This window comes from Pseudomonas laurylsulfatiphila (genome assembly GCF_002934665.1).
GTDB classification, from domain to species: Bacteria; Pseudomonadota; Gammaproteobacteria; order Pseudomonadales; family Pseudomonadaceae; genus Aquipseudomonas; species Aquipseudomonas laurylsulfatiphila.
This window is the reverse complement of the sequence record NZ_NIRS01000002.1, coordinates 305,857-331,249: the sequence shown is the minus strand read 5'-3', so window position 1 is coordinate 331,249 and position 25,393 is coordinate 305,857. Positions and strand designations below refer to the sequence as shown.

General features: G+C 60.2%; 19 protein-coding genes. 4 read left to right on the top strand and 15 right to left on the bottom strand.

Going from position 1 to position 25,393, the window contains the following annotated elements; translation table 11 throughout:
* Positions 1-49 precede the first annotated feature (49 nt).
* From CD175_RS07295 to CD175_RS07230, 14 genes are all read right to left on the bottom strand, one after another.
* Positions 50-2,410 (bottom strand): tetratricopeptide repeat protein, encoded by a 2,361-nt coding sequence (locus CD175_RS07295; protein WP_104448324.1) that lies wholly within the window; start codon positions 2,408-2,410, stop codon positions 50-52.
* Positions 2,411-2,597: 187 nt separating this feature from the next.
* Positions 2,598-5,108, bottom strand: a complete 2,511-nt coding sequence (locus CD175_RS07290) for a fused MFS/spermidine synthase (RefSeq protein ID WP_104448323.1) — start codon at positions 5,106-5,108, stop codon at positions 2,598-2,600.
* A 192-nt stretch (positions 5,109-5,300) separates the two neighbouring features.
* Positions 5,301-6,881, bottom strand: coding sequence for an arylsulfatase (locus tag CD175_RS07285; RefSeq protein WP_104448322.1), 1,581 nt, complete (start codon positions 6,879-6,881; stop codon positions 5,301-5,303).
* A gap of 71 nt (positions 6,882-6,952) precedes the next feature.
* Entirely contained in the window at positions 6,953-7,981 is a 1,029-nt protein-coding gene (locus CD175_RS07280; protein ID WP_104448321.1) for an HAD family hydrolase, read from the bottom strand.
* A complete protein-coding gene (locus CD175_RS07275; RefSeq protein WP_104448320.1) occupies positions 7,978-9,405 on the bottom strand; it encodes a BatD family protein in 1,428 nt (475 codons plus the stop codon). The genes CD175_RS07280 and CD175_RS07275 overlap by 4 nt, the downstream gene beginning before the upstream one ends.
* A complete protein-coding gene (locus CD175_RS07270; RefSeq protein WP_104448319.1) occupies positions 9,402-10,982 on the bottom strand; it encodes a VWA domain-containing protein in 1,581 nt (526 codons plus the stop codon). Before CD175_RS07270 ends, CD175_RS07275 begins: the two co-directional genes overlap by 4 nt.
* 1 nt (position 10,983) lies before the next feature.
* Positions 10,984-11,976 carry a vWA domain-containing protein gene (locus CD175_RS07265; RefSeq protein ID WP_104448318.1) on the bottom strand — a complete coding sequence of 331 codons (993 nt, stop codon included), beginning with the start codon at positions 11,974-11,976 and terminating at the stop codon, positions 10,984-10,986.
* A complete protein-coding gene (locus tag CD175_RS07260; RefSeq protein ID WP_104448317.1) occupies positions 11,963-12,556 on the bottom strand; it encodes a DUF4381 domain-containing protein in 594 nt (197 codons plus the stop codon). The genes CD175_RS07265 and CD175_RS07260 overlap by 14 nt, the downstream gene beginning before the upstream one ends.
* Complete coding sequence (locus CD175_RS07255; RefSeq protein ID WP_420849096.1) at positions 12,553-13,497, bottom strand: DUF58 domain-containing protein; 945 nt, start codon at positions 13,495-13,497, stop codon at positions 12,553-12,555. Before CD175_RS07255 ends, CD175_RS07260 begins: the two co-directional genes overlap by 4 nt.
* Positions 13,497-14,477: an AAA family ATPase gene (locus CD175_RS07250; RefSeq protein WP_102673574.1), complete on the bottom strand. Its 981-nt coding sequence runs from the start codon at positions 14,475-14,477 to the stop codon at positions 13,497-13,499. Before CD175_RS07250 ends, CD175_RS07255 begins: the two co-directional genes overlap by 1 nt.
* Positions 14,478-14,531: 54 nt before the next feature.
* Complete coding sequence (locus tag CD175_RS07245; protein ID WP_104448316.1) at positions 14,532-15,479, bottom strand: SphA family protein; 948 nt, start codon at positions 15,477-15,479, stop codon at positions 14,532-14,534.
* A 12-nt stretch (positions 15,480-15,491) separates the two neighbouring features.
* On the bottom strand, positions 15,492-16,892 hold the full coding sequence (locus CD175_RS07240) for a DUF1254 domain-containing protein (RefSeq protein WP_104448315.1): 1,401 nt from the start codon (positions 16,890-16,892) through the stop codon (positions 15,492-15,494).
* Positions 16,893-16,912: 20 nt separating this feature from the next.
* On the bottom strand, positions 16,913-18,364 hold the full coding sequence (locus CD175_RS07235) for a DUF1254 domain-containing protein (protein ID WP_104448314.1): 1,452 nt from the start codon (positions 18,362-18,364) through the stop codon (positions 16,913-16,915).
* Between the two features lie 10 nt (positions 18,365-18,374).
* Complete coding sequence (locus CD175_RS07230) at positions 18,375-19,166, bottom strand: hypothetical protein (RefSeq protein ID WP_104448836.1); 792 nt, start codon at positions 19,164-19,166, stop codon at positions 18,375-18,377.
* Positions 19,167-19,531: 365 nt separating this feature from the next.
* Between CD175_RS07230 and CD175_RS07225 the strand changes: the two genes are divergently transcribed.
* From CD175_RS07225 to CD175_RS07215, 3 genes are all read left to right on the top strand, one after another.
* On the top strand, positions 19,532-22,096 hold the full coding sequence (locus CD175_RS07225) for a pyocin-S2/colicin E7-DNase domain-containing protein (protein ID WP_104448313.1): 2,565 nt from the start codon (positions 19,532-19,534) through the stop codon (positions 22,094-22,096).
* Positions 22,083-22,361 (top strand): bacteriocin immunity protein, encoded by a 279-nt coding sequence (locus CD175_RS07220; RefSeq protein ID WP_007979869.1) that lies wholly within the window; start codon positions 22,083-22,085, stop codon positions 22,359-22,361. The genes CD175_RS07225 and CD175_RS07220 overlap by 14 nt, the downstream gene beginning before the upstream one ends.
* Before the next feature lie 91 nt (positions 22,362-22,452).
* Entirely contained in the window at positions 22,453-23,946 is a 1,494-nt protein-coding gene (locus CD175_RS07215) for a bacteriocin immunity protein (RefSeq protein WP_104448312.1), read from the top strand.
* Here CD175_RS07215 and CD175_RS07210 read toward each other — a convergent pair.
* Entirely contained in the window at positions 23,933-24,358 is a 426-nt protein-coding gene (locus CD175_RS07210) for a YciI family protein (RefSeq protein WP_007979865.1), read from the bottom strand. The genes CD175_RS07215 and CD175_RS07210 overlap by 14 nt on opposite strands.
* Positions 24,359-24,781: 423 nt before the next feature.
* Here CD175_RS07210 and tpx point away from each other — a divergent pair, with 423 nt between their 5' ends.
* Positions 24,782-25,282, top strand: coding sequence for a thiol peroxidase (gene tpx / locus CD175_RS07205; protein ID WP_007974363.1), 501 nt, complete (start codon positions 24,782-24,784; stop codon positions 25,280-25,282).
* The last annotated feature ends 111 nt before the right edge of the window (positions 25,283-25,393 follow it).

The following is a 25,393-nucleotide window of genomic DNA, read 5'->3' as shown; positions in this document are numbered from 1 at the left end:
CCCCGTGGGGGCAGGATTGCCCGTGAACGGGCGTCCGGTTCAGCCCGGATCATTTCAATGCCGGGTCCCCCATATTCATCTTCTTCCAGCCCTGCAACAGCACCTGGGCCTTGGGCTCCTGGCCGTTGGCCAGGTAATACTGGATCAGCGACAAGCGGGCATTGCGGTTGGCCGGTTGCTCTTTCAACAGCCGTTCCAGTTCTGCGCAGGCTTCGTCAATCTTGCCGCTGTCATGCAGGGCCACTGCCAGTACGTAGCCGAATTGCCCGCTCTGCGGTTCCAGTTTCGCCGCCTGGCGCAGGTACGGCATGGCTTGAGCCGCCTGGCCGGCACGAATCAGCGCCAGGCCCTGGGTGTATTGCAGCAGGCCCGAGTCAGGATGGTCCTTGAGGCTTTGCGCCAGCAGGGCATGACCTTCCTGGCTGCGACCGTTGGCCTCCAGCCACTGCACCAGGGTGACCAGCGCCGGGTAGAAGTCCGGATCGCGCTGCAGGGCCGTGCGCAGGAATCCTTCGACTTCTGCGTTGCGACCGCTGGCCTGATACAGCATCGCCAGGTTGAGGTTCGCTTCGGCGCGTTCGAGCAGGTTTTTCTGCACCGCCTCGTATTCGGCGATGGCGGCATTCCAGCTGTCCTGGGCCGTGCCCAGGCCGTTGCGCGCGACACTGAGCAGATCACGGGCGGCGGCGATGCGCACGGCTCTCACAGGGTCACTCAGCAAGGGTGTCAGCAGTGGCGCACGTTCCGCTGGCGGCAGGAATGCGCTGAGTGCGCGGATGGCGCTCTCACGGACTTGCGGCGACAGGTTGTTGAGGTCCCTGGTGGCCAGTTTCAACGCTTGCTCGCTCGGATACTGCGCCAATTCGCCAAGCAGCGTCGCGCGCTGGATCGCCGGCAGGTTGCTGCGTTGCAGTTGCTCGATCAAGGCCTGTGCGGCACCGGCCTGACCGTTGCGAATCAGCCACAGGCTTTCGTCGTAGCGAGGGGCTTGTACCGCGCTGGCGTTGGCGGTGTTCCACAGCTTGAACTGCTCGGTGACCTTGTCGCCGGCCTTGCCCTGGTGGCAAGTCAGGCAGGCATCAGGTGTACCGAGTTTCTTTGCCCGCTCAGGGTTGGGGATGCTGAAACTGTGGTCATGCCGCAAGTCATTGCCCATGTAGAACTTGCCGGGCATGTGGCAATCCACGCACTGCGAACCCGGTTGGCCCATGGTGTGGCGGGTGTGTTCGATGGAGTCGTAGTTTTTCGCTTGCAGGCCTTTGCCATCGACACCTTCCACGGTGGTTTTGCCGGCTGTGTTGTGGCATTGCAGGCAGACACCGTTGCCTGGCGCTTTCAATTGAGTGCTGTGCGGGTTGTGGCAGTTGCTGCAACGCACACCCTTGTCGAACATTTTGCTCTGGGCAAAGGAGCCGTGTTCGAACACTTCGTCCTTGATCTTGCCGTCCAGCGCGTACAGCTCGCGGGTCAGGACGCTAGGCAGGTAGTCGTCCATCAGCCGCTTGCCGACCGTGTAGCCGTCATCCAGAGGCGCGCGGCGCGAGTGGCAGCGGGCGCAGGTTTCGATTTCGACGGTGGCGTTCTTGTCCTTGAGGTCGACGGCAAAGCCGGCATGGATCAGGTCGGTCTTCTTTGCCGTCCATTCCAGGTGATTGGATGCGGGGCCATGACAGGCCTGACAGCCGACACCCAGGCTGTTCCAGTGGCTGTCGAAGGTGTTTTTTGCCGCATCGAAATTGCGCTTGAAGCCAGTGGTATGGCATTCGACGCACATGAAGTTGGCGTTCTGGCTCGGCTTGCTCCAGTGCAGCGGGTTCTTGAAGTTCACGCCTTGGCCCGGGTAGAGGTGAAACCAGCGGTGCTTTTCGGTATCCCAGGCAATCCCAAGAGCCTGCAACCGGCCTTCGCCGACCTCGATCAGGTACTGCTGCAAGGGAGCGACGCCAAAGGCATAGGCCACCTTGAAATCGGCATTCTTGCCATCGGTACCCGGCGTGTTGACCCAGAATTCGTCGCCTTTGCGCGAGAACACTGTGGTTTCTTTTTCGGCCTTGAAAGTGACGTTGTTGAAGTCGCCGAGCATCGTGTCGGCGTTGGCTTGCTGCATCGCCAACTGGTGGTGGGAGCCTTGCCAGTCCTTGACCTGCTCGCCGTGGCAACCCTGGCATTGCTGCTCGTCGACCATTTTTGCTGGCTCCATGGCGACGGGTTGCGGTTGGGCCGGTTGGACAGCAGGGGGGCTGACGGTGACCGGCTTGGGCGTCGTCGGTGTGCTGCTCAGCAAAAACCAGCCAATACCCGCCACAGTCAGCAACAGGATGCCGATGGTGACGGGGAACAGATAACGGTTGATCAGGGTCGGTTGCGAATTTGGGTTTGGCTGTGCAGCTTTGTTTTTATTTGTCGGCATTACGACTTCCATGGTCCAGGTGCGATTGCCGTCAGGCGCGCGTTGAAGCTTGATGCAGCTTTGCCGGATGGTCGGCGTCTGTCAAATAACGGATGCGGTGAAGTCGATGGCCCCTTCGCGAGCAGGCTCGCTCCCACAGGGGAACGCATCCCCATGTGGGAGCGAGCCTGCTCGCGAAGGCGGCCAATCAATCCCCGACAAACCACCGGTAATACGGATTCCCGGAATCCCCGCGCATCACCTCACGCATATCCCTGGCCCAAGCGTCACGGTTTCCGTCATAGGCATGCAGGCTGGCCCGGTAGAACTGCATCAGACGTTGTTGCTGGGTGTTCATGCGCTCGATGAATCCGGCGTCGGCGTTCACCAGCGTGGGCGACTGATGCAAGTCGAGCAGGGCCGGCAGCACCCGTGTGATCTCCTTGGCCCGAACCCACGGCGCGTATTCGATGCGCGGCTGATCGTCCGTCACCGGTTGCGCTTGCCCAGCGAAGCGTTCCAGCCCCGTACGATCAGTCACCCAGGTGGCGAGCAATGCTGCGGCTGAGCCGATGCCGACATCCTGCAAGGTGCTGCGGACGCTGTCCTGCTGGAAGCGTGCGTTGATCTTCGCCGCATCCAGCTCAATCGGCTCCATCGAACCCACCAGCAGCATCTCGTGGAACTCGCTGGTCCACAGGGTCGCGTAGGGAAACACGTCGAGGAAGCTGCGCACCAGTGAGCGCGAGTCGTCGATGTTCTGCGTCGGCAGCGGCAGCCATTGGGCGACCAGGCCCTGTTTCTGCAAACGGCTGGCGGCCAGTTGGTAGAAGTCCCGGGAATACAGGTTGACCACGCCGGCAGCGGAGGGCGGTGGCGGTTCAAGGGTGATCAGGTCGTAGCGCTGGGGATTGCGCAAGAGTTCCTGGCGACCGTCGCGCAAGCGCACATCGACACCCGGATCGGCCGCGGCATTGAAATTGCCCTTGAACAAGGGGGCCGCCTTGACCACCGAGGGCAGCAGTTCGGCGACCACGCGATGGTCCAGGCCGGGGTAGCGGGTCAGGGCGCCGGCGGTGATGCCGGTGCCGAACCCGATCACCAGCGCCGAACGCGGTTCACCGTTGTGGATCAACAGGGGCAGCAGCGCCTGAATCCGCATGTAACGCAACGACGGCATGGCGTCGCCGGTATTGGACACGCCCTGGATGTACAAACGCTGGAACGCCCGTTCGCCCTTGCCCTGGGTGACCACGGCGACGGTCCCGCCACGGCCTTCTTCGTAGAACGTCAGCGTGCCATTGCGCGCGCCCGGCAGCAGGCTGGCGAGCTTGTTGACCGGCGTGAACACGGCCAGTGCGAGGGACACCAGGCCAATGGCAATCACCGCCTGACGCCGGCCTTTCTTCACGCCATGGCCCTTGCGCACGGCGAGGTACGCGATACCGGCGGCGATGATTGCCAGCAGTCCCAGGGTCCGTACCAGACCCAGCATCGGGATCAGGACAAAACCGCAGAGCATCACGCCGATGATCCCGCCAAGGGTATTGAACGCGACGACTTCGCCAACGTTGCGCCCCACCTGTGCGCCGCCGACGCTCAAGCGCAGGGCCAGCGGGAACGCCGCACCCAGCAACAGGGTCGGTACAAATACAATGCTCAAGGCAGCCACCGCAAAGCGCGTGCTCATGCCCGCCAGTTCACTGCCGCCCCATGACAATACCCAGGATTCGGCCAGGGTCTGGGCGAACACCAGCCAGCGTCCGAGCAACGCCACTTCCAGCAGGGCAATTGCTCCTGCTGCGGCAATCAGCAAACCGAACACCCCCCAGGGATCGCGCAGGCGATCGACCCGACGGGCCAGCAGCATGCTGCCCAGGAACAACCCGGTGAGGTAGGTTGCCAGCACCACGGCAAAGGCGTAGGTACGGGTGCTCATGAACTGCACGATCGATTGCGACCACACCACTTCGTAGCCCAGCGCTACGCCACCGGCAATGGAGTACAGCCACAGGGCCAGGCGGTCGGGGGCTTTTTGAACGTGTTGTTTCGCCGCCGCATCGACGGGGGCCACGCGCCGGCGCTGAAACCACAGGGCCCCTGTGGCGGCCAGCAAGTTGAGCATGGCGGCGGCCAGCGCACTGCCGCGCACGCCGAGGGTGGCAATCACGAACGCGGCGAGCAGGGTGCCGGCGATGGCCCCGGCGGTGTTCGCCGCATACAGTTGCCCACCGGCCTTGCCCAGGTGTTGTGGGTCAGTGGCCAGGGAGCGAACCAGCACCGGCAGGGTGCCGCCCATCAACAGCGCGGGAATGCCTACCAGCGCGAACGGCAGCACCCAGGCCAGCAAGCCCACCTGTGCTTCAAGCCAGGCAAACGGGCCGGCCGCCAGGCTCATGGAGAAGGTCGCAGCGACACCCAGCAGCGCCACCAGCACTTCCAGCACGGCGTAGAGCACAACCGGTTGCTGCATCCGGTCCGCCCAGCGGCCGAACAGCAAGCCGCCCAAGGCCAGCCCGGCAAAGAATGCGCTGATCCCGGTGGTGATGGCGTAGACCTCGACGCCCACGACCAACGACAGCTGCTTGATCCACAGCACCTGATACACCAGCGCCGCGGCGCCGGAGACAAACAGCAGCAGGGCGGGGATCAACAGCGCCGGGGAGGCGACTTGCGGGGCAGGTATGGCCGACGACTTGCTGGCGACACGTGAGGTCATGGGTCTGTTGCCTTGTGCGAATTTCGAATTAGAACCAAGCCCTGTAGGAGCTGGCTTGCCAGCGATGGCTGACTTCCAGCCACCCAAGAAGTTGCCTGAGCCATCGCCATCGCTGGCAAGCCAGCTCCTACAGTTGGAATGTGTTCGCATTCCGGAAAAAAGTCCGCTCGCCGGTGAGGGCGAGCGGTGGTCTTACTGTGCAGCTTTCATTTTTTCAGCGATCTTGGCATCTACCGCAGCACGGATCTGGTCAATGCTGAAGCTGGCCGGTTTCTGGCTTGGCGGGTATTCGATGAACGTCTGCAGGAACCCGGCCGATTTTTGTACGGCTTGAGCGGCCAGGTAGACGTTTTTGGTCTGCCAATCGTAATACTGATCGGAAACCACATCAGCGCGCTCATAGGGGTCCATCCTCAGGTTGAGGATTTTCGGTACGCGCAGGCACACGAACGGTTCGCTCCAGACTTTAAAGCCACCAGGCGCGCGTTGTTCGCAGAACACCACTTTCCAGTTATCGAAACGCATCGACACCAGCACGCCGTCATCGTTGAAGTAGTAGAACTCCTTGCGCTCGCCTTTAGGTTGTTGGCCGGTCAGGTAGGGCAGTTGGTTGAAACCGTCCAGGTGCACTTTGAAGTTGTTGCCGCCCGAGGTCGGTGCCCAACCCTTGAGCAGCTTTTCCTTCACGTCGGCATCGCCAGCGGCGGCCAGAAGGGTCGGGAACCAGTCCATGCCCGAGAACATTTCGTTGGAGACTTCACCGGCCTTGATCTTGCCCGGCCAACGCACAATGGCCGGCACGCGGTAGGCGCCTTCCCAGTTGGAGTTCTTCTCGTTACGGAACGGCGTGGTCGCCGCGTCCGGCCAGGAGAACTGGTTCGGGCCGTTGTCGGTGGTGTAGACGACGATGGTGTTGTCGGCGATTTTCAGATCATCGAGGGTTTTCAGCAGTTTGCCGACGTCGCCGTCATGCTCGAGCATGCCGTCCGCATACTCGTTGCCGGGCATGCCGCTCTGGCCCTTCATCGAATCGCGTACGTGGGTGAACACGTGCATGCGCGTGGTGTTCATCCAGACGAAGAACGGTTTGTCCGCCTTGGCCTGTTTCTCGATGAACGCCTGCGCCGCAGCGGTGGTTTCATCGTCGATGGTTTCCATGCGCTTGGTGGTCAGCGCGCCGGTGTCTTCGATCTTGCCGTCGGCGAAGCTGTGGATCACGCCACGTGGGGTGTTGGCCTTGACGAACTCGGCATCGTCTTTTGGCCAGTACGGGCGCTCAGGTTCTTCCTCGGCGTTGAGGTGGTACAGGTTGCCGAAGAACTCGTCGAAACCGTGGTTGGTCGGCAGGTACTCATCCTTGTCGCCCAGGTGGTTCTTGCCGAACTGACCGGTGGCGTAGCCCTGGGACTTGAGCGCCTGGGCGATAGTGATGTCACGCTTTTGCAGGCCCACCGGTGCGCCCGGGATGCCGACTTTCGACAGACCGGTACGCAAAGGCGTCTGACCAGTGATGAACGAAGACCGACCGGCGGTGCAGCTGTTCTCCGCGTAATAGTCGGTGAACATCATGCCTTCTTTGGCAATGCGGTCGATGTTCGGCGTCTTGTAGCCAACCACGCCCATGGAATAGGCGCTGATGTTGGTCTGGCCGATATCGTCGCCGAAGATCACCAGAATGTTGGGTTTATCAGCGGCTCCGGCTGTTGCCGAAATCGCCATCACCGAGGTTGCCACCAGGGCGAGTTTCGGTAGCCACTTACCTATGCGAGTCATCTGACTGGCTCCTTTTCACTACGTCGCTGAGTGCGACAAACGTTTATTGCGGTCCTGCGTAACGCCTTTTTTTATTGCACTTGCTCAGGTGTGGCGGCGTCGTACGGATAGATCCGGCGCCATTCGGCCGCCATGTCGACGACTGTCCAGCCACGTTTGTTCGCTTCGTCCAGGGCCTTGTCCAGGCGACCGATCTGCGACTGTCTGTCATAGGCCCATTCGCGTTTGGCGTCGGTGTGGTGCACCAACCCCATGAATCGTTTGCCGGGACCAGCGGCGGTCCACTGGAGCATTTGCAGGTCACCGTCGGAGTTGCCGAACGCTAGGATCGGTCGTTTGCCGATGACGGCATTGATGCTTTCCGGTTTGCCCGGGCCATCGTCGTTGTGGGCCAGTTTCGGTGTGCGCAAGATCGACGCCTTGCCGTCCTTGTACTGGAACGCGGTGACGAAGGTGGTGCCGATGACTTGTTCCGGTGGAACGCCATAGACCTTCTCGGCAAAGGCGCGCATGAACCCGGTATCGCCACCGGAGACGATGTAGGTCTTGAAGGCGTTACCGCGCAGGTAGTCGAGCATCTCCAGCATCGGCTGGAAGATCATTTCGGTGTACGGCTTACCGGTTTTCGGATGCCTGGCCTGACTCAGCCAGGTCTTGGCGTAGTCATCGAACGCTTCGCTGGTCATGCCGGTGTGGGTCGCCCCGAAGATCTTCATCATGCCTTCCATGCCGCTGGCGGCCAGTGCCTTGTGATCGTTTTCCAGCACGGCCTGGAACGGCTGGGTGGTTTTCCATTCCGGGTGCTGCGCCGCGGTGCGTTTGACTTCTTCGAGGGCGAACAGCATTTCGAAGTACATCGGCTGCTCGCTCCACAAGGTGCCGTCGTTATCGAACACGGCAATGCGGTCTTCGGGTTTGACGAAGTCCTTGCTGCTTTGATCGGTCACCGCCTGCACGAACTCGATGATCTGCTTTTTCGACGGCCCATCGTTCCACGAGGGCAGCGGTTCGGCTGCCTGGACCAGCAGCGGCAGGCTCAAGGCCAGGGTCAGCAGGAAGCTGAATACGCGAGGATGGCGTAACGATATCGAATTCGTCATGGGAAACCCTTCTCTTGAACGGGGTTGAGCGGATGAAGAGCAGAAGAGACTGATTCTCTGTTGCACTCGGCCTGACTATGCAGCGTAGACAAGGATTCCCTGATTTGGCGCAGGGCCTGCTCTTTGTCCGGTTCGCGGCCGTAACAGGCTCGCAGGAAGCTTTGCAGGCGCGGGCCGAGACCGGTCAATTTCAGGCCCCGGCGGCTGCGTCGGGTCCACAGGTACAGGGCGCTCAATTGCGCCGGCTTGCTCTCCAGTTGTGCCGGAATCTGCTGCCATGCGTAGTCGGCGGACTCGAGCCAGGCGGCGTGCCGGGCGCGGCGTCGGGCCTGCCAGTTAAGGTATGCGCGGTGTACGAGCGGGCGACTGAACCAGCCCACGGCCACCACCGCCAACGCCAGTGCCAATAGTCCGAACCAGTGCCCGGAAAGGTGCAGGCGATTGTGCTGACCGAGTTCTTTCAGGTCTTCGGTGATTGAAAACACCGGCTTGTAGGCGCTGTTGGCCGCGGCGTCGAAGGTCACGCCGGGCACTGTGGCCGTGCGGGTTTGCCGGCTGCTGGCATCCCACCATTTCAGCTCGACGGCTGGCAGATTGTAGTGGCCTTCGGTGTCGATTCGATACGTCACGCTGTCGATGCGCTGGCCGCCATTGAAGTGGCCGCGACCGTCATCCAGATTGCGGATTTGTGGGGCTTTCGGGTAACGGCTCAGGCCCTTGATGGCCTCCAGCGCCGGTGTCGGCAGTGACATGGAGAGGGCACCGTCGGCCTGTAGCGTCAGTTCCCGGGTGATGCTGTCGCCGACCTTCAACGGTGTCGCTGAATTTATGGTCTTCTGGGTGAAGCGCAGGTTCTGCGCCACCAGCACCGCCTCCCCGGGCTGGAATCCTGGCGGTTGTGCGGCGTTGAAGTGCAATGGCTGACTTTGGGCGCTGAGTGCGTGGCTGGCCTGGCCCGGTGTGGCTTGAACGGTTAGTGCCGGAATGTCGAAGCCCTGGGCCAGGTTCGGGGTGATCAGGTAGCTGTAGCGCATGCCGCTGAAGGATTGGCCGTCGAAGGTCTGGTTGATGTGCTCGGCATGGCCGTCCGGCGGCATCACCAGTGCGCCGGGCAGTTTCAGGTCGGGCAGGGTGGGGGCGTTGGTGAACCAGGTGTCGGTGAAGACATCGAGTTGCAGTTCGATCAGGCTGCCGACCATGACAGGGTCGGCGGGTTGCAGGGTGGCCTGGACTTTCAGTTGAGGGTCGGCGGCGAATGTGTTGAGGCTGATCAGGCCGATGAGCAGGGCTCCGAGATTTGTGGTGAGTGGTCGGGCCCTTTCACGAGCAGGCTCGCTCCCACAGGGGGTTTGTGGTGCGCCAGGATCAAATGTCGGAGCGAGCCTGCTCGCGAAGGCCGCGACACGGACTTTCAGGCTGATCACGGTTTAGCCCCCGCCTGATCCTGCAGACTGAACTTCTGCTTGAGAAACTTCGCCGGCGACGTGGTCAGGTTCTGCAGCCACTGCTCATCCGAAGCCGCTTGTTGGGTTTCCATCTTTTTGCTTTGGCCTTTACCCGGCGCCTTGTCCATTTTGATTTCGTCGGGTTTGACCTCCGGCGTGTTTTTCTCAGCGCTTTCGGTGTCTTTCTGCAAGGCGATGGCCAGGGCCAGGTTGGCCGTGGCTTCCGGGAACTGCGGTTGCAACTTCAGCGCCTGCTGATAGGCCGCGATGGCCTGATCGAACTTGAACCGGCGCACGTAGATATTGCCCAGGTAGAAATACGCCTGCGGTGTATCGAGCCGCGCGAAGCTGGCCAGTGCCAGGTCGAAATCGGCCGCGTTGTAGGCGGCCACGCCTTTCCAGTACGGATCGACGAACAGCGCCGCCGCCTGAGGGTAGTGCTGGTGTTCGAAGGCCCAGCGGCCTTGCTGGTCGCGGGTGAAAAAGGCATCGGTCAGTGCGTTGGCCTGTGCCGGCGCCGGTTGCAGGCCCAGGCCCACCGCCAGCAGCAGTCCCGCCATCCAGTTCACGCTCCAGCCCTTGCGTACGCTGAAGAAGGCGAACAGCAACAGCGGCCAGCACAACCAGTAACCGGCGTCTTTCCAGCGCAATTCACGCTGTTCGTCGCTGGCTGACTGGTAGTGCTGCTCGGCGTGCAGTTCGATCCAGTCCAGATCGTCATCGTTGAGGGTCAGGCTGCCCAACGGGGCATTCAACGTTGAGGCAAGCTGCTTGAGGGCGTCCGGGTCGAAGCTGCCGAGTTGCGGGCGACCATTGCTGTCGATGCGTGGCTGGCCGCTGGCATCGCGGATGATTCCGCCGTCGGTGCTGCCGGCCGCCAGAATCAGCACTTGCAACGCACTGTCCGCCAGTCGTTTGTCCAGGCCGGCCAGTGCCGAGGTGTCGGCGCCATCGGTGATCAGCAGCAGGGTACCGGGTGTTTTCTCGGCGGCGAGCAGGCGCTTGGCCTGATCGATGACCGCAGCGACATCTTTCCCCGGTTTGTTGATCAGGTCGGTGCTCAGGGCCTGAATGAAGGTGTCGAGCAGGGCCGGGTCATCGGTGGCGGGCAACACCAGGTGCGCACTGCCGGCATAGGCAATCAAGGCGTTGCGCGAGCCGGCGCGGCGCTGGATCAGGTCGTGGAGCTTGTGCTTGACCGCTTCCAGGCGACTGGGTGGAACGTCGCTGGCGTCCATGGACGGCGACAGGTCGACGGCGATGATCAGCGGCGCGCGGTTTTCCAGAAAGTCCGGGCGATCCTGTTCCCAGGTTGGTCCGGCGGCGGCGAGGGCGCCCAGTACCAACAGCGCACACAGCAGATGTACCGGGCGCAGGCGGTGCCGGTCTTGCGGGGTGATGAGCAGATGCGGCAGCAGGTGCGCCGCGATGTTGCTGCGCATGCGCCGTTGCAAATCCTGGCTATGTCGCCACAGCACTGGCAGCAGTGCGCCGAACACGGCGAGCAACAGCCACACAGGGCGCAGGAAATGGAAGTCGCCGAGGTTGATGTCCATCTCAGGCCTCCTGCCGTTGACGGGCGAGCATCAACCGTGGAAGCAGCAGGGCGCCCAGGTGATACATCGTCAGCAGCGCGAGGGCCCCGCCCAGCGGCCACCAGAACAGATCGCGTTTGGGCTGATGGCTGAGGGTTTTCACCTGATGCGGGGTGAGCTTGTCGAGGGTGCTGTAGACCTGATCCAGGGCGTTGCGGTCTTCGGCGCGGAAGAAGCGTCCGCCCGTGGCCTGGGCAATGTCCTGCAAACCTTGCAGGTTGACCTTGGCTTCGCCTTCGGCGTTCGGGTCGCCGATGCCGATGGTGTGAATCACCACCCCTTTGGCGGCAGCCATGGCGGCCGCGTGATCCGGGGTGATGGCGCTGCTGGTGTCGTTGCCGTCGGTGAGCAGGATCAGCACTTTTTCCTGCTCGTGGGCCTGCTCCAGCAGTTTCAGGCTCAGGCCGATGGCGTCGCCGATGGCCGTGTTGGGGCCGGCCATGCCGATGCCGGTGTCGTCCAGCAGCAGTGACAGGCTGGCGTGATCGAGGGTCAAGGGTGCCTGCGGATAGGCGCCGGTACCGAACACGATCAGTCCGATTCGATCGTCCTTGCGCTTGTCGATGAACCCGTGCACCACGTCCTTGACCGCGGCCAGGCGGTTGATTTTCTGGCCGTTGGCGCCGGTGAAGTCGGTGGTTTCCATCGACTGGGAAATGTCGATGGCCAGCATCAGGTCACGCACCGGCTGCTGGCGCTCGATGGGTTGTTCCACCCACACCGGCCGGCTCGCCGCCACCAGCAACAGTGTCCAGACCAGCAGGTTCAGCAGCAGCTGCCAGCGGTTGCTGCGGGTACCGGCCTGGCTGGGTGCCTGGCCGACAGCACGGCTCATGGCGCCGAAAAACGGTACGCGCACGGCACTGCGCGCCTCGCGATAGTCAGGCAGGTAGCGATAACCCAACCATGGCAATGGCAGCAGGATCAGCAACCAGGGGTAATCAAGCTGCCACATGATGACGCTCCACCCAGGTTTTGCAGGTGTTGAACAGTTGCTGTCGCTGTTCGCTGGGCATGTCCCGCAAGGTGGTGTCCGGCGCATAGGCAAGCCGCGCCAGTTGCTGGCTGAAATCGGCCGGTAAGGGCTGTTTACTGTGCCGCTGCAAAAACACCTGCCAATCCTCGTTCCCCAGCGCCGCAGGAGATCCCTGTGGGAGCGAGCCTGCTCGCGATGAGGACGTTACATCCAAAGGTTGTGTCGACTGACCTGACGCTTTCGCGAGCAGGCTCGCTCCCACAGGTTTTGTGTTTTGCCGGAAGGGCATCGAGAGGGCCACACGCTTGAGCAGCTCCGGAAGTTCGCGCAACGCATTCAGGTCATTGCTGCGTTGCTGCAACTCCGCCAGCCGTGCCAGCGCCTCGCGCCGATAGCGATCGCGCCGCCATTGCCAGTAACGTCGGGCACTGACCAGCAACAGGCTGAGCACCAACAATGTCAGCAACGTCCACCAACCCCACGTCTGCGGCGCATAGCTGACCGGCGCCGGCAGGGCCATTTCCTTGAGTTGGTCGATGCTCGGGATAGCGGGGTTCATCGGCGTCTCCCGGCGAGCTTGCCCAGTTCGTCGCGCAGTTGTTCGTGGGCTTCGGTGGCGGTGCTGAACATCATCAACGGCACCTGGCTACGGCGCAGCAAAGTGGCGACGTCCTTGAGCCGACCGCTGAGAAAATCCCCCAATGGCTGATGCACCTGTTGCCGATCCACCGCCAATTCCACCTGCAATTGCCCCTGGGTGATCAGCACGCGGCCGTTTTTCGGCAGGTTCAGCGCCAGCGGGTCATAGACCTGCATGGCGATCACATCGTTATGGGCCGCCAGTTGCCGCATCAGTTGCAAGGTGCGTTCGCCGGCCCCGGCAAAATCACTGACGATGCAGATCAGGTGATCGTGACCGGCCACGGCCAGGCAATGCTGCAGGACCTTGTCGAGCTGGTCTTCGCCCTCGGCATCCGGGTTGCCCGCATTGAGTGCCTGGTTTTGCTTGGCAATGCGGCTGCACAGCGCTTCGACGCGTTTGCGGCTGCGCAGCGGGGCGATGCTGTCGATGCGTTGATCGTTGAATACCAGCCCACCGACGCGGTCGCCGGCGTTGAACACCATCCACGCCGCCAGGGCACCAAGCTCGGCGGCGACGGCAGATTTGAAGCTGCGTTGCGAACCAAAGAACATCGACATGCGCTGGTCGACGAGGATCAGCGCCGGGCGGTCGCGCTCTTCGGTGAATGTCCGTACCACCGGTTTGCCGGTGCGCAGGGAGGCGCGCCAGTCGAGATGACGCAAATCGTCCCCCGGCTGATAACGGCGCAGCTCATCGAAGTTCAGACCGCGGCCACGCAAGCGTGAAGCGTGATTGCCCGCGAGGATGCTGCCTTGAGGTTGGCGAGCGACAAAACTCAGGTCCCGGGCCTTGAACTCCAGGGCCATCAACTGCGCCAGAGAGACATACACCAGGCCGTCGACGCTGTTCATGGGCATCAGGCCGGGATCGCGACTTTATCGAGCAGACGGTCGAGCACCTGGTCGGCGCTCACGCCATCGGCCACCGCGTCGTAGCTCAGTTGCAGCCGATGGCGCAGCACCGGGTGCACCACGGCGCGCACGTTGTCCGGAGACACGAAATCCTGGCCCTGCAACCAGGCGTCGGCCCGGGCACAACGGTCCAGGCCGATGCCGCCGCGGGGGCTGGCGCCGATGCTGATCCAGCGCCCGAGATCGGCGTCGTAATCGGCCGGATGGCGCGTGGCATTGATCAGGTCGATCAGGTAGCGGTCGATGGCCGGGGACACGTGCACCGCACTGACTTCCCGGCGCGCGGCAAAGATCACGTCCTGGGCCAGGGCGAACCCTTGCACCGCAGCCGTTTTGGCGCCGAGCGCCTGCTCTTCTTCGCGCAGCAGGCGCAGCACCTGGCTTTCGTTTTCCGCGCTCGGGTAATCGAGCAGCACTTTCATCAGGAAGCGGTCCATCTGCGCTTCCGGCAGCGGGTACGTGCCTTCCTGTTCGATCGGGTTCTGGGTCGCCACCACGATGAACAGTTCCGGCAGGGCATGACTGTTGCCGGCCACGGTGATCTGGCGTTCTTCCATGGCTTCGAGCAACGCCGCCTGGACCTTGGCCGGCGCACGGTTGATTTCGTCGGCCAGGATCAGGTTGCCGAACAGCGGGCCGGGCTGGAAGCGTATTTCGTTCTTGCCTTCGACCTGATGCAGCACCTCGGCGCCGGTGATGTCCGACGGCAGCAAGTCCGGGGTGAACTGGATGCGACTCATCTTCGCGTCCAGGTGTTTGGCCAGTGCTTTCACCGTGCGGGTCTTGGCCAGGCCGGGCAGGCTTTCCAGCAGCAGATGCCCGTTGGCCAGCAGGCCGACGAGGATCTGCCGGATCACCTGGTCCTGACCGAGTACCGCTTCGGCGATGCTGGCTTGCAGGGCGTTGAGGTCGTTGAGTGCGGTCATGAAAGGATCCTGCAAAAGGTCGAACGGGTGCTGATGGCCATCCCTGGCTACCTCTTAGAAAAATGCCAGGGTCAGGTTGACACTGATGCCATTGCCTTCGGGCCGGTTCTTGGTGTCGAACTCCGGCACCCAACGGGCACTGATGTTGGCCTGGGCGTCGGCGAACTTGCCGCTCCAGCCTACCGTCGGGCCCGCGCCCACCGAGCGTCCGCGAAAACCGCTGGTTGCGCCGGATCCGGAGTCGTCGGTGACCTGCTGGATATAGCCTGCCACCACGCCGGCGTTCCAGCCGTTGCCGAAGCCGTGGGTCCACAGGGCGTCGAGGGTGAAAATGTTGCCGTTTTGATAATCCGTGGCGTCGTTCTCGGTGTAGAACTCCAGGCCGCTCGACAACGTGAACTCGCCGCCCTTGCCGTCCAGATGGGTGAACGCCACGGTCGGCATGAAGGTGTAAGTGTTCTGCCCGGGGTTGGCCAGGCGATCGTCGTTGTAGGCACCGGTCGGCACGTAGATCGGCAGCGAGAACGCGATGTGGTTGAGTTCGTCGAAGTGATAACCGGCGGCAATCGGCGTGACCAGGATGTCGGCGAACTGGGTGCCAGTGTCTTCGGTGCCCAGGGTCCTGCCGCGAGGGCCGGTGATGCTCGCGGTAATGTCGGTGTACTGCACCGGTACACCGATGGCCGAGGCGTAGTTCCAGCGACCCTTGCCCGTGTCCCAGACGCGAGTGAAGTTGGCCATGGTGTAAGACACTTTCATGTCCAGCCCGGTACTCAGGGCGCCCACGATCGGCACCTGGGCGTTGCCCTTGAGGTCGCCGTCGTACCAGATGCTGGTCAGGGACATGACCCAACCCGGCTCCGGGGGCACGATCCCGGCATCGGAAAACACTTGTTGGCCGGTGATCGGGCGACCGACACCGCCTTCGGCCGCCAGGACCCATGGACTGACGCTGACCATGCACAGCGCCAACAAGGGGCGCACTACGAAAGGCCTGATCATGAACGACTCCGCTTATTGTTGTGTGGTGGCTGGCGTCAGCAGCGGCAGTTTCCACTGGCCGTTGTTGACTTCCGGTTTTGGCAGGTACAGGCGCAGCACGCCGTAGAACGGACCATTCGGAGCCGGCAGCCAGTTGCTTTGCAATGCCTTGGCCGGTGCCTTGTGTTGCACGTAAAGGGTCAGGCCACCATCGGCATCGAGCTTGAGGTCGGGCAACATCCGCGAATTGATCAAGTAGCGATTGAGCGGGTTGGCCACCAGTAGTTTGTTTTTGCCGTCGTACATGGTCAGGGACCAGAACGCATCGACCGGGGGCAGGGCGTCCTTGTCAAAATGCAGGGTGTAGTCGGTTTTCGACGCGTCGACCGGTTTTCCGTCCTTGTCGACGAAATAGCCGAAGTAGTTCGCCTCTTCGGCAGAGTTGCCGAAAATCCCCATGTTGGCACCTGCATAGCGGTACAGGTAGTTGCCCTTGAGGTGGTCGCGACTGCCGAACAGGTCACCGCTGCTGATCTCATGGGTGTCGACTTTGGTTTTCTTGAATTCGGCGAACTCGGCCCTGGCGTCACTGATACCGTCTTCCAGCGCCTTGCGTTGTTCGGCGGTGAGGTCGCTGAGCTTGAAGGGTTTGCCGGCCTCGACGCCGATTTTCGCGAAGCGCGCCAGCAGGTCTTTTTCCACGTCCTGGGCCGGGGTGAATGCCAGCATGAAATTCAGGTAGCGAAACAGGTCCGGGGTCTCGCTCATGGTTGGCGTCGGTTTCGGCCAGTCGATTTTCGGTGCGGCAGCCGGAGCTTTCTGTTTGACGTAGTGACTCAGGGATTCGACCTTGTAGCCTTTCTGGATCTGCTTGACCTTGGCCAGGTCTTTTTCATCGAACAATTGCGTGCGGTACAGCGCGTAAGCGATGTTGCTTCCACTGCGGACCATGCGGTCGATGTCGACCGGTTGCTGACCCTGCCAGTTCGGGCCGGCAATCATGTAGTGACCCCCGTTGTTGCCCGTGCTGCGAGTGCCCAGATAGCCAAAGTTCTGGGTGTAGGCGTCGATCAGTTGCACCGAGTAATAACGGTGTTCTTCGATGGGCGGCAGGGTCAGCACCAACGGCTCGGCGCGCAAGTCCATCCAGACAAAGGAGTAGGGCGTATCGGAGTTCGGGGTGACGAACGCCGTGTCCTTCGCGGTAAACGCCTTGGCGGTATTGCCGATCTGGTTGAACGGTGCCTTGAAATTCGGGCTCTTCTTGTCCACGGCCTGGGTGTAGAGGGTCTTGTACATCTCCACCACCGGGAAGCCGTACAGATAGGCCTCCTTGGCAATGGCCCGGGCTTCGTCCGGGGTGGCGGTGAAGTCGGCCCAGGCGTTGGTGCTCAGAGCCAGTGCCAGGCCGGTGAATACGATGCGGTAGTTCATAGTGTTCCCTGTCTCGGCCTTCATTGCACAGCCGTGATGTCGTCGAGTTTCCAGCTCTTGTCGAAATACGCCTCGGTCGGGGCGTACAGGCGGAAGTAGCTGAACCAGTGCTTGCCCGGCAGGGTTTGCACCCAGTTGTCTTCAAAGCCTTGCGGCGCCGTCGGGCCGAAGTAAAGATCCACCGAACCGTCGGGGTTTTTCTTCAGGTTCTGCCGGGACGACAGGTCGGCCTTGCGCTGCGGGTTGTCGATCAGGCAACGGCTGTCGATGTCGTACACGGTCATCGACCAGAACTGTTTGGCCGGAGGGTTGGCGCCGACGTGCAGGCGATAGTTCTTGCTGCCGTCGAGCCAGTTACCCTGGTTGTCGGTGTAGGCGCCAAGGTAGGTCTGGCCCAGCCCCGGGGTTTTCGAGACCATGCCTTTGGTGTTGGTCACCGCCTCGTAGAACCAGGCACTGCGCTCCCACAGCTGGTCGTAATAGGCGACACGCTGGGACGGCTCGGCGATGTTCAGCACGGTGTCCCATTGGCGATCCGGCCAGTACTGGGCGTCGGGGAAACGCTTGGCGAAGGTGTTGGCCTTGGCGATCAGTTCGCCGACCTGCGCACCCTGTTCCAGGGCAGCGCGTTGCTTGTCGTCGGGATTGAACGGCTTGTCCTTCTCGATGCCCAGGCTGGCCAGCATGGCCATGTAGAAACGGTCACGTTCGTTGACCGGCTCCTTCTGAATGATCTGGTGCAAGCGCTCCCAATACGCCAGGCCTCGAGGCTGGGTACCGGACCAGGCTTTGCCGCCGGGGGACAACAACCTGGTCCTGGACGGTTCTGCACGCTTGGCATACGGGTACATCTTGAATTGCTCGACCAGCGCCTTGCCCTTGGCCGGGTCTGGATCGAGTACGCGGAAACCGACCAGCACGTTCATGGTTTCCGATTTGGCCAGGTAATACTTGCCGGCATCGGCCGGTGGCTCGGCACCCGGTGGCAGCACCAGGTATTTGCCTCCCTTGCCTTTGTCCGGGCCTGTCTGGCCCATGTCGATGATCGCCCGCTGCCAGAAATCGCCCACGCCACCGGCGGTCGGGCCCGGTGGCAACTCAATCACCAGTGGCCCGGTTTCATTGAGGTCGACAAAGCCAAGGATGTAAGGTGTGGTGGCGTTGGCCGTGATCACCCCTAGCTTGTCTTCGTAGCTGTTGAGCACCATCAGGTCGCCGCTGTGGGCACCCAGTTTGTCGCGAAACTCTTCCTGCCATTGGGCGTAGGACACCAGCGGCAACGCCCACAGATAGCTTTGGGTGGCCTGCTGGAAATCCAGTTCGGCGTAAAGCCTGGCGATCGATTCGTGGGCCGGTAGTTCGCCTTGCATGGCAATTTTGCCGATACGTGTATCGAGATCCTGGGCGCCCACACCACAACTGACGAACATTGTCATCAGGCTGAAACCGGCTGCGCGAAGTGCACCGTGCATACAAAAGTCCTTATTTACCGAAGGTGACATTGATCCCGGCGAACAGTGTGAATTGCGGCAAGCCGTCGCCTTTTCGGTCAACGGTCCACTGTGGCTCGATAAAGGCATTGAGGATATTGGACCCGGACTTCCAGGCTTTGCCGCCACCCAAACCGAGTGGAATGTAGTGAGTGTTGTTCTTCAGGTCGAACGTCCAGATGCCGGTCGAGCGCAGGTACCAGCCTTTTTCCAGGTTGTGGATGATGAACGGCTGGAAGGTGGCGGACTCGACGTGAGGACGGTCGTGATCGCCGGCGAACGAACTCTGGTACTGCACCAGTGCGCCAAGGAGTCCATGCGGCGAGGAGTCGATGGCGATGGCGGACAGTCCGGCCTGCCATTTGCCGGTTCCCAACTCATCCTGCTCGGCGGTCGGCGCGGTAATTTGCGGGCCGACGCCCAACTGCACGCCTTCAGTCTTGAGCAGGAAAATATCGAACAGGTTCAGGTCACCGATGCCGGTGCTGTAACCGTTGTGGGGATCGGGGCGGGTGCTGACGGGAAGGGTGACGCGCAACAGTTGCGGGACGCCAATGTAATCATTCGGCGCCATGGGCAACGCGCCACGCAGCAGCGCGTCATTGGTATGAGCGTTGGTGTCGAACAACCTGGGGGTGTAGTAGTCCTGAAGGTTGACGCCGGGCGCCAGGTTCAGCGGGTTGTTGCTTTTGTTGGCCGTCTCGGCGTTATCGGCGTGAGCACAAAAAACAGGCGTGAGTGAAGTCACCCAGACGAAGGCGTACTTCCCCAATTTCTTTGACATCATTCCCCCGGTTCCTTGGTGGCTGATTGGGCATGCGGCCGTTATGTTTGGCCGTAACTGCGTAATCCCTTTCCGATCAAGCCTGTAGGACTCGTCGGATGAAGTTAGCAGTTAACCACGGGTTAGCCAGTCCTATGGATTAATTCTTTCGTTTTGTGTGTGGATTCTCCTTATTTTTGTGTACTAAGAAGTTAATACGAAACAACGAGTTGGGAGTATTAACTAAAGGAGCCGTTGCGTTGAGAGTGGTTGCAAGCCATCAGATAGCTCATTGATCCCGTAGTCCGACCGCATCCCATAAATATGTACCGCACCTGATCGCTGCTACGTAGACAAGCTGTGCCTTACAGACAAGGAGAGACTGTATGGCACAACGAACATTCAATGATGGGACGTCAGGAGACGTAGTAATCAGGTCCGGACCGCCGGCTTCGGGTGGCGGTGGTGGTTCATGGGGAGGCGGTGGTTTCGGGGGTAATCGTGTCGGCGCGTCCGGCAATTTTGGTGGCCCGGGCGCCAAGACCATTGCGCTCAGGAAAAAGGCCAAACAGGAGCGAAAAGAGAAGGCGGCCAAAGATGCAGCAGACGCTGCAGCTCGGGCGCAGGAGCAGGCCCGTGTACAGACGCGGCAACAACTGCTTGCAGGGCAGGCCCAGCGTCATGGCATCGTGAGGGCTGAGATTGACCAGGGCTTTGCGGCCAAGACTGCTCAGCTATCGTCATCACTTGAACACGAGATATCGAGCGCAAGACAACCTCTTGACAGTGGTTCGAGCAGCGAACGCTGGCAACTGTATTTGCTCAGCAAAGAAAAAAACGAAATAGATGGGCTGATCGCCCGCAAAACATCGGAACTCAATGCAAGGAATATCGCTGCCCGATCGTTTGATGGGCACGATCCTCTCACGCGTACGCCAGCTGATTTTCTGGTGCGACTGGACCAGTTCGGCGATGCGCTCGACAGTGGTTATCAGGCTTGGGAAAACGCCTATACAGCTGCCCATGAATCCCGGCTGCTATCCACTCAAGTTACTTCGCTCACCGAAAAGTCAAACAGGCTAGCCAGTCATCATGCTGAACAGACCATTGTCTGGCGTGAAAGGGAAGCTCATTGGGAGCGTCTTCGGCAGATTGCCGAGCAACGTGATGCACGCATCCGTTTCAAGCAACAGGCAGATGCGGATACGCGCATTGAGCGCGTCAGGCAAGCCAACACACTGAGGTTACCTGCCACTGCGCTGGCCGCAGGCGGTGTGGTGTTGACACCACAAGGCCTGCTTGTTGCCCAGGAAGTTGCAGCAGTACTCGAAAATGCAGTTCAGGCTGGCATCAAAGGTCTTATCGATCTCGGCCGCATCGCGCTAAAAACAGGACCGGTGTTCATTACGGGGATGCTGGAGTCACCCGTCCTGGGCAACGGTGAGTTGACTCCGGAGCAACGAGATCGCTTGTTCTACGCCGTCGGTGTACCCGCGAGAACATTGGAGCTTTACGACGCTCAGGAACTGCAAGGGATTGCTGACGAACGCGGCTCGGTAGAAGCAGAGTACCGGCTCAAGCCCTTAGCCATGTCGGAAGGTGTTGCAATTGTCATCGCCAGTACTGGCGGCGAGATCGATTCCCGGGTTCCGGTCGTCAATGCAATACTCGACCCTCTGACAGGGCTCTACACCGCCGAGGTCCCTGGATCGCCAACCCGGCACCTGCTGTTCACTGCCGATACCCCTTCCCAGGCTGCGATACCTGGCCGGACGCCGTTGGCGGTGATGGAGCCCCAGGCTCAAGACATCCCGTCAGGCGTCGATCTGCGCATCCAGGATTGCATTGTTTGCGTGCCTGGCCTTGAGCCGATCTATCTGTCTTTCGGCGTCCCGCCTATGGGCACAGGCGTCGTTACAGGAACAGGTCAGCCGCCGACAAAAGAATGGTGGAATTCGGCGACTCAGACTGCGGGTGCGGCTATCCCGACTCAAGTCGGAGACCAGTTCCGAGGTCGCGAATTCAAATCGTTCGAGGCCTTCGATGAAGCGTTGTGGCGAACGATAGGAGAGCATCACCCACTTGTCTCGTCATTCGATGAGGTGAACAAAAAACGCGTCGAACAAGGTTTCGCCCCCTACGCGCCGAAAAGCACATGGGTGGGTGAAAGCCATGAATTCGAACTGCGTTACCAGGAGCGTTCGGAGTTCTGGTCTGATCCTTTCAACCTCGACAGAATCAGCATCAAGACGCCGCAAGCTGCCGAAGGATGGCTCGGGATCCTCCCTGCGGTTGTTCCTTGGCCGATTCCTCCGGCCAGCAGCTGGAAACCCGTGGTGCCGCCAAGCAGCGAACACATCGGGTCGACGACATCGCCGATTACACCGACCGATCCGTTGATTTATCCCGGTAGCCCGGCCATCCCCGTCCTACCGGAAAACGAGACATTTCCGGCTGTTGATGTAGGGGAAGTTGGTGCGAGTATTCCGGGGTATCCGGGGGATATGGAACTGCCCTCGCCGGACGCTTTGTTTCGTGATCGACGGGACGATCCGGGGGTTGCAACCGGGGTGGGGCAGGTGGTTTCGGGGGGATGGTTGGGTGAAGCTGCGCGAGGAGAGGGGGCGCCTATACCTTCGCGTATTGCGGATCGGTTGAGAGGGGTTGAGTTTGCCAATTTTCACCGGTTCAGGGAGGCGTTTTGGAAGGCTGTTGCGGCGGACGTATTACTTAGTGAGCAATTTTATAAAGGTAACCTCGAAAGAATGCGAAATGGTTCGGCTCCATTTCCCAAGGGGACTGATCAAGTCGGGGGGCGTAAGGCGTTCGAACTTCATCATCGAATTGAAATAGCAAAGGGTGGTGCTGTTTACGGCTTGGATGACTTGTTTGTAATGACCCCGAAGCGTCATATTCAACTGCATAAGGGACAACATTATGATTTTTTTTAAAGAGAAACTAGAGGACTACACCGAGGCGGAATTTCTGTCTTTTTTGGGTGAGTTCTTTAATCACACAAGCGGTTTAAAAGGACGGGCGCTCGAAGAGTATTGGGACAGGCTCTTAGAGCATTTTGAGGCAGTCACTGAGCACCCGGGACGCTCAGACGTCATCTTTTACCCAAAGGAAGGCCAGGAAGACAGTCCGGAAGGCATCCTGAAAGAAGTCAAAGAATGGCGCGCAGCCAATAACAAGCCCGGCTTCAAACCAGAATAACCTTCTATCAACACTTGCCGGCACTTGCCCCTGATCGAGCAAGTGCCCTTGTCTACGACAGCTTGCCCCAAGGGCTCAAGGAAGAACCAGGATGGAACTTAAGGCCACACTCAAGGATTACACCGAATCGGAATTTCAGGCGCTGGTCAACAAGATCTGGGCTGTGGATTTATCCAAGCAGGATCATGACAGGCTTATCAACCATTTCGACCAGATTGTCGGTCATCCCAAGGGGGCTGACCTGCTATTTTACCCGAATGAAAAATTCAACTCGAACAGCCCCGAATCGGTGGTGGATTACGTCAAGGACTGGCATCGCAATCAAGGAGGTACTGCGTTCAAAGAAGAATCAGTTTTCGTACCCGCACCATCGCCAGTGATGACACCTCTTGCACGCAGCTTTGCGCAAGTGCAAAAAATTGCTGCAGATGTGGCAGCGTCGGAAGTAGCCGTTGAAAAAGCGTTTGGTCTGTTCGGGCAGGGTATCCAGCAACTGCGCGACCAGCTAAATGGCAGCAAGACGGTTTCTGATCGAGAAGCAGATATCCGCGCACTGGAACATGTTCAACATTCAGTGGTGATCGCGGTCAGGAAGTTCGAATTCTGGAAAATGACTGTGCAGTTCGCCAAAAATGATGCCCAGCGTAACCTGACCTATGCACGTACCGAACAGGCGCAGTGGCAAAGTCTCGCTCAGCAGATCAACGCATTGCAGGATCGCTACACCGGGCAATTGGCAGCTTTTAGCCAGCGTCATCGATCTTTGCATGACGAGGTCGAGGCGTTGTTGATAAAGGCACAGGACCAATTGATTCGTTCCCGTCGGCTGGCGAGGGCCGAACCTGGTCAGCCGGGCTACATGATCACGGCCTCATTGGCCTTTGCCCACAAGCGCCCCGAGGTTTTACTGGAGGGTGGTCCATCCGGTTTGCAGTTGAGCCAACAGATTGATTTGCAGGCAGCCATTCGTTCGGTTGTTGCCGAATTTACCTGGAGGAACACTTCAGGCGAACCGAGCGATGAGACACTGTGCGCCGCCGTGATGCAATTTGAGTTTTCCAGCCGTGCGGATACTCAGGTCTACGGGCTCTGTGTTCCGTTGGTCGAACTGACGCCGCTCGAGGGTCAGGATTGGCTTTCGTTGGCGATGAAAGAGTCCGAGATTGATCTTCCTTTCCGAATCGGGACGACTACAGTGCCCGCAAGACCGGGAACGATGTTTCAGGGCTTGCGCGAGGTGAAAACACTGGCGCAGGTTTATATCACTCCGACCCCAAGCGCTAACGTGCCGGCCAAGGTCAGAGTGCGGGCGGCGCAGTTTGATCAGCAACGGGGCGCCTTTGGTTTCACCATTGATGGCACCACCCCCGTCACTGTTTGCTGGTCTACCCCAGTCCCCCTTGTGCGTCAGACTCCCGCAGCACAGCCCCCAACGCGTCGCTTGGGATTTGTGCAGTCTTTGACCGTACCGCTTGTCGAGCCCATCACAGCCGAAGGAGCAACAGCCCGGTTCGCCGATTACATCGTGGTTTTCCCGGATGATTCAGGGTTTGATCCGCTGTACGTCATGCTCAGCACTTCTTGATTTGCCCGAACAACCGCTCTTCCTGCTCACGCAATTCGGGAGTGAACTCGGCGCCAAAATCTTCGGCTTCAAACACCTGGCGAATCTCGATCTCGGCCTCGGTGCCCGGCATCGGGTTGGGGCAGCGCTTGACCCATTCGATGGCTTCTTCCCTGGACTTCACTTTCCACAACCAGAAACCGGCAATCAGTTCCTTGGTTTCGATGAAGGGGCCGTCAATCACCGAGCGTTTGTCACCTGAAAACTTTACACGAGCGCCCTTGCTGCTCGGATGCAGGCCTTCGCCCGCGAGCATGATGCCGGCCTTGACCAGTTCTTCGTTGTAGTTGCCCATGGCGGTCAGCAGTTCCTGGCTGGGCATGACGCCGGCTTCGGAATCCTGGCTGGCCTTGATGATGATCATGAATCGCATGGTGTCGTCTCCGTTGCAGTTGAGTGATTCGATTTATAGTCGAACGACGGTGGAGCAATTCGACAGAGTGCTAAAAAAGTTTTAGTCGAAGACGTGTCGCGTACCTTTCGTCATGAACATCGGGAAGCGGCGGGTGAGGGCGTACTCTGTACTTTTGCCGACTTGTTCGGCTAACAAGCGAACCCTGTGGGAGCGAGCCTGCTCGCGATGACGTCAGATCAGTCGCCAGCGATGTTGCATGACATTGCGCTTTCGTCGGATCGCCGCCCGGAGCAAGCCCGCACCCACAGGGTTATGGGTTGTATCCAGTTTTGTGCGCTGATACATGACAATTTATGTTTGACCGTAGGTCGCAGGACAATTTCGTGGTTAACTTCGGCCTCGTCAAAATTCTCCACCACAACGTTCAGAAGGACTCCGTTCATGGCTCAAGTCACTCTTAAAGGCAACCCGGTTCAAGTCAACGGCCAACTGCCACAAGCCGGTTCCAAGGCGCCAGCCTTTTCCCTGGTTGCCGGCAATCTGTCCGACGTTACCCTCAAAGACTTTGCCGGCAAGCGCAAAGTGCTGAACATCTTCCCAAGCGTTGACACCCCGACCTGCGCCACCTCGGTACGCAAGTTCAACGCCCAGGCCAGCGACGTGGCCAACACCGTTGTGCTGTGCATCTCCGCTGACCTGCCGTTCGCCCAGGCCCGCTTCTGCGGCGCCGAAGGCCTGGAAAACGTACAGAACCTGTCGACCCTGCGCGGCGCCGAGTTCATCCAGAACTACGGCGTGGCCATCGCTGACGGTCCGCTGAAAGGCCTGACCGCCCGTGCCGTGGTCGTGCTGGACGAAAACGACAATGTGCTGCACAGCGAGCTGGTTGGCGAAATCGCTGACGAGCCGAACTACGAAGCGGCACTTGCTGTTCTGAAATAAGCGTACCTTTACAATGTTTAACGGCCTGGCCCTGTCCAGGCCGTTTTCATTTGTGCTTCAGTGTCTTACACAAAACTCCTGTTACGTAAGCCGAAAGTAAATTGCCGGTAA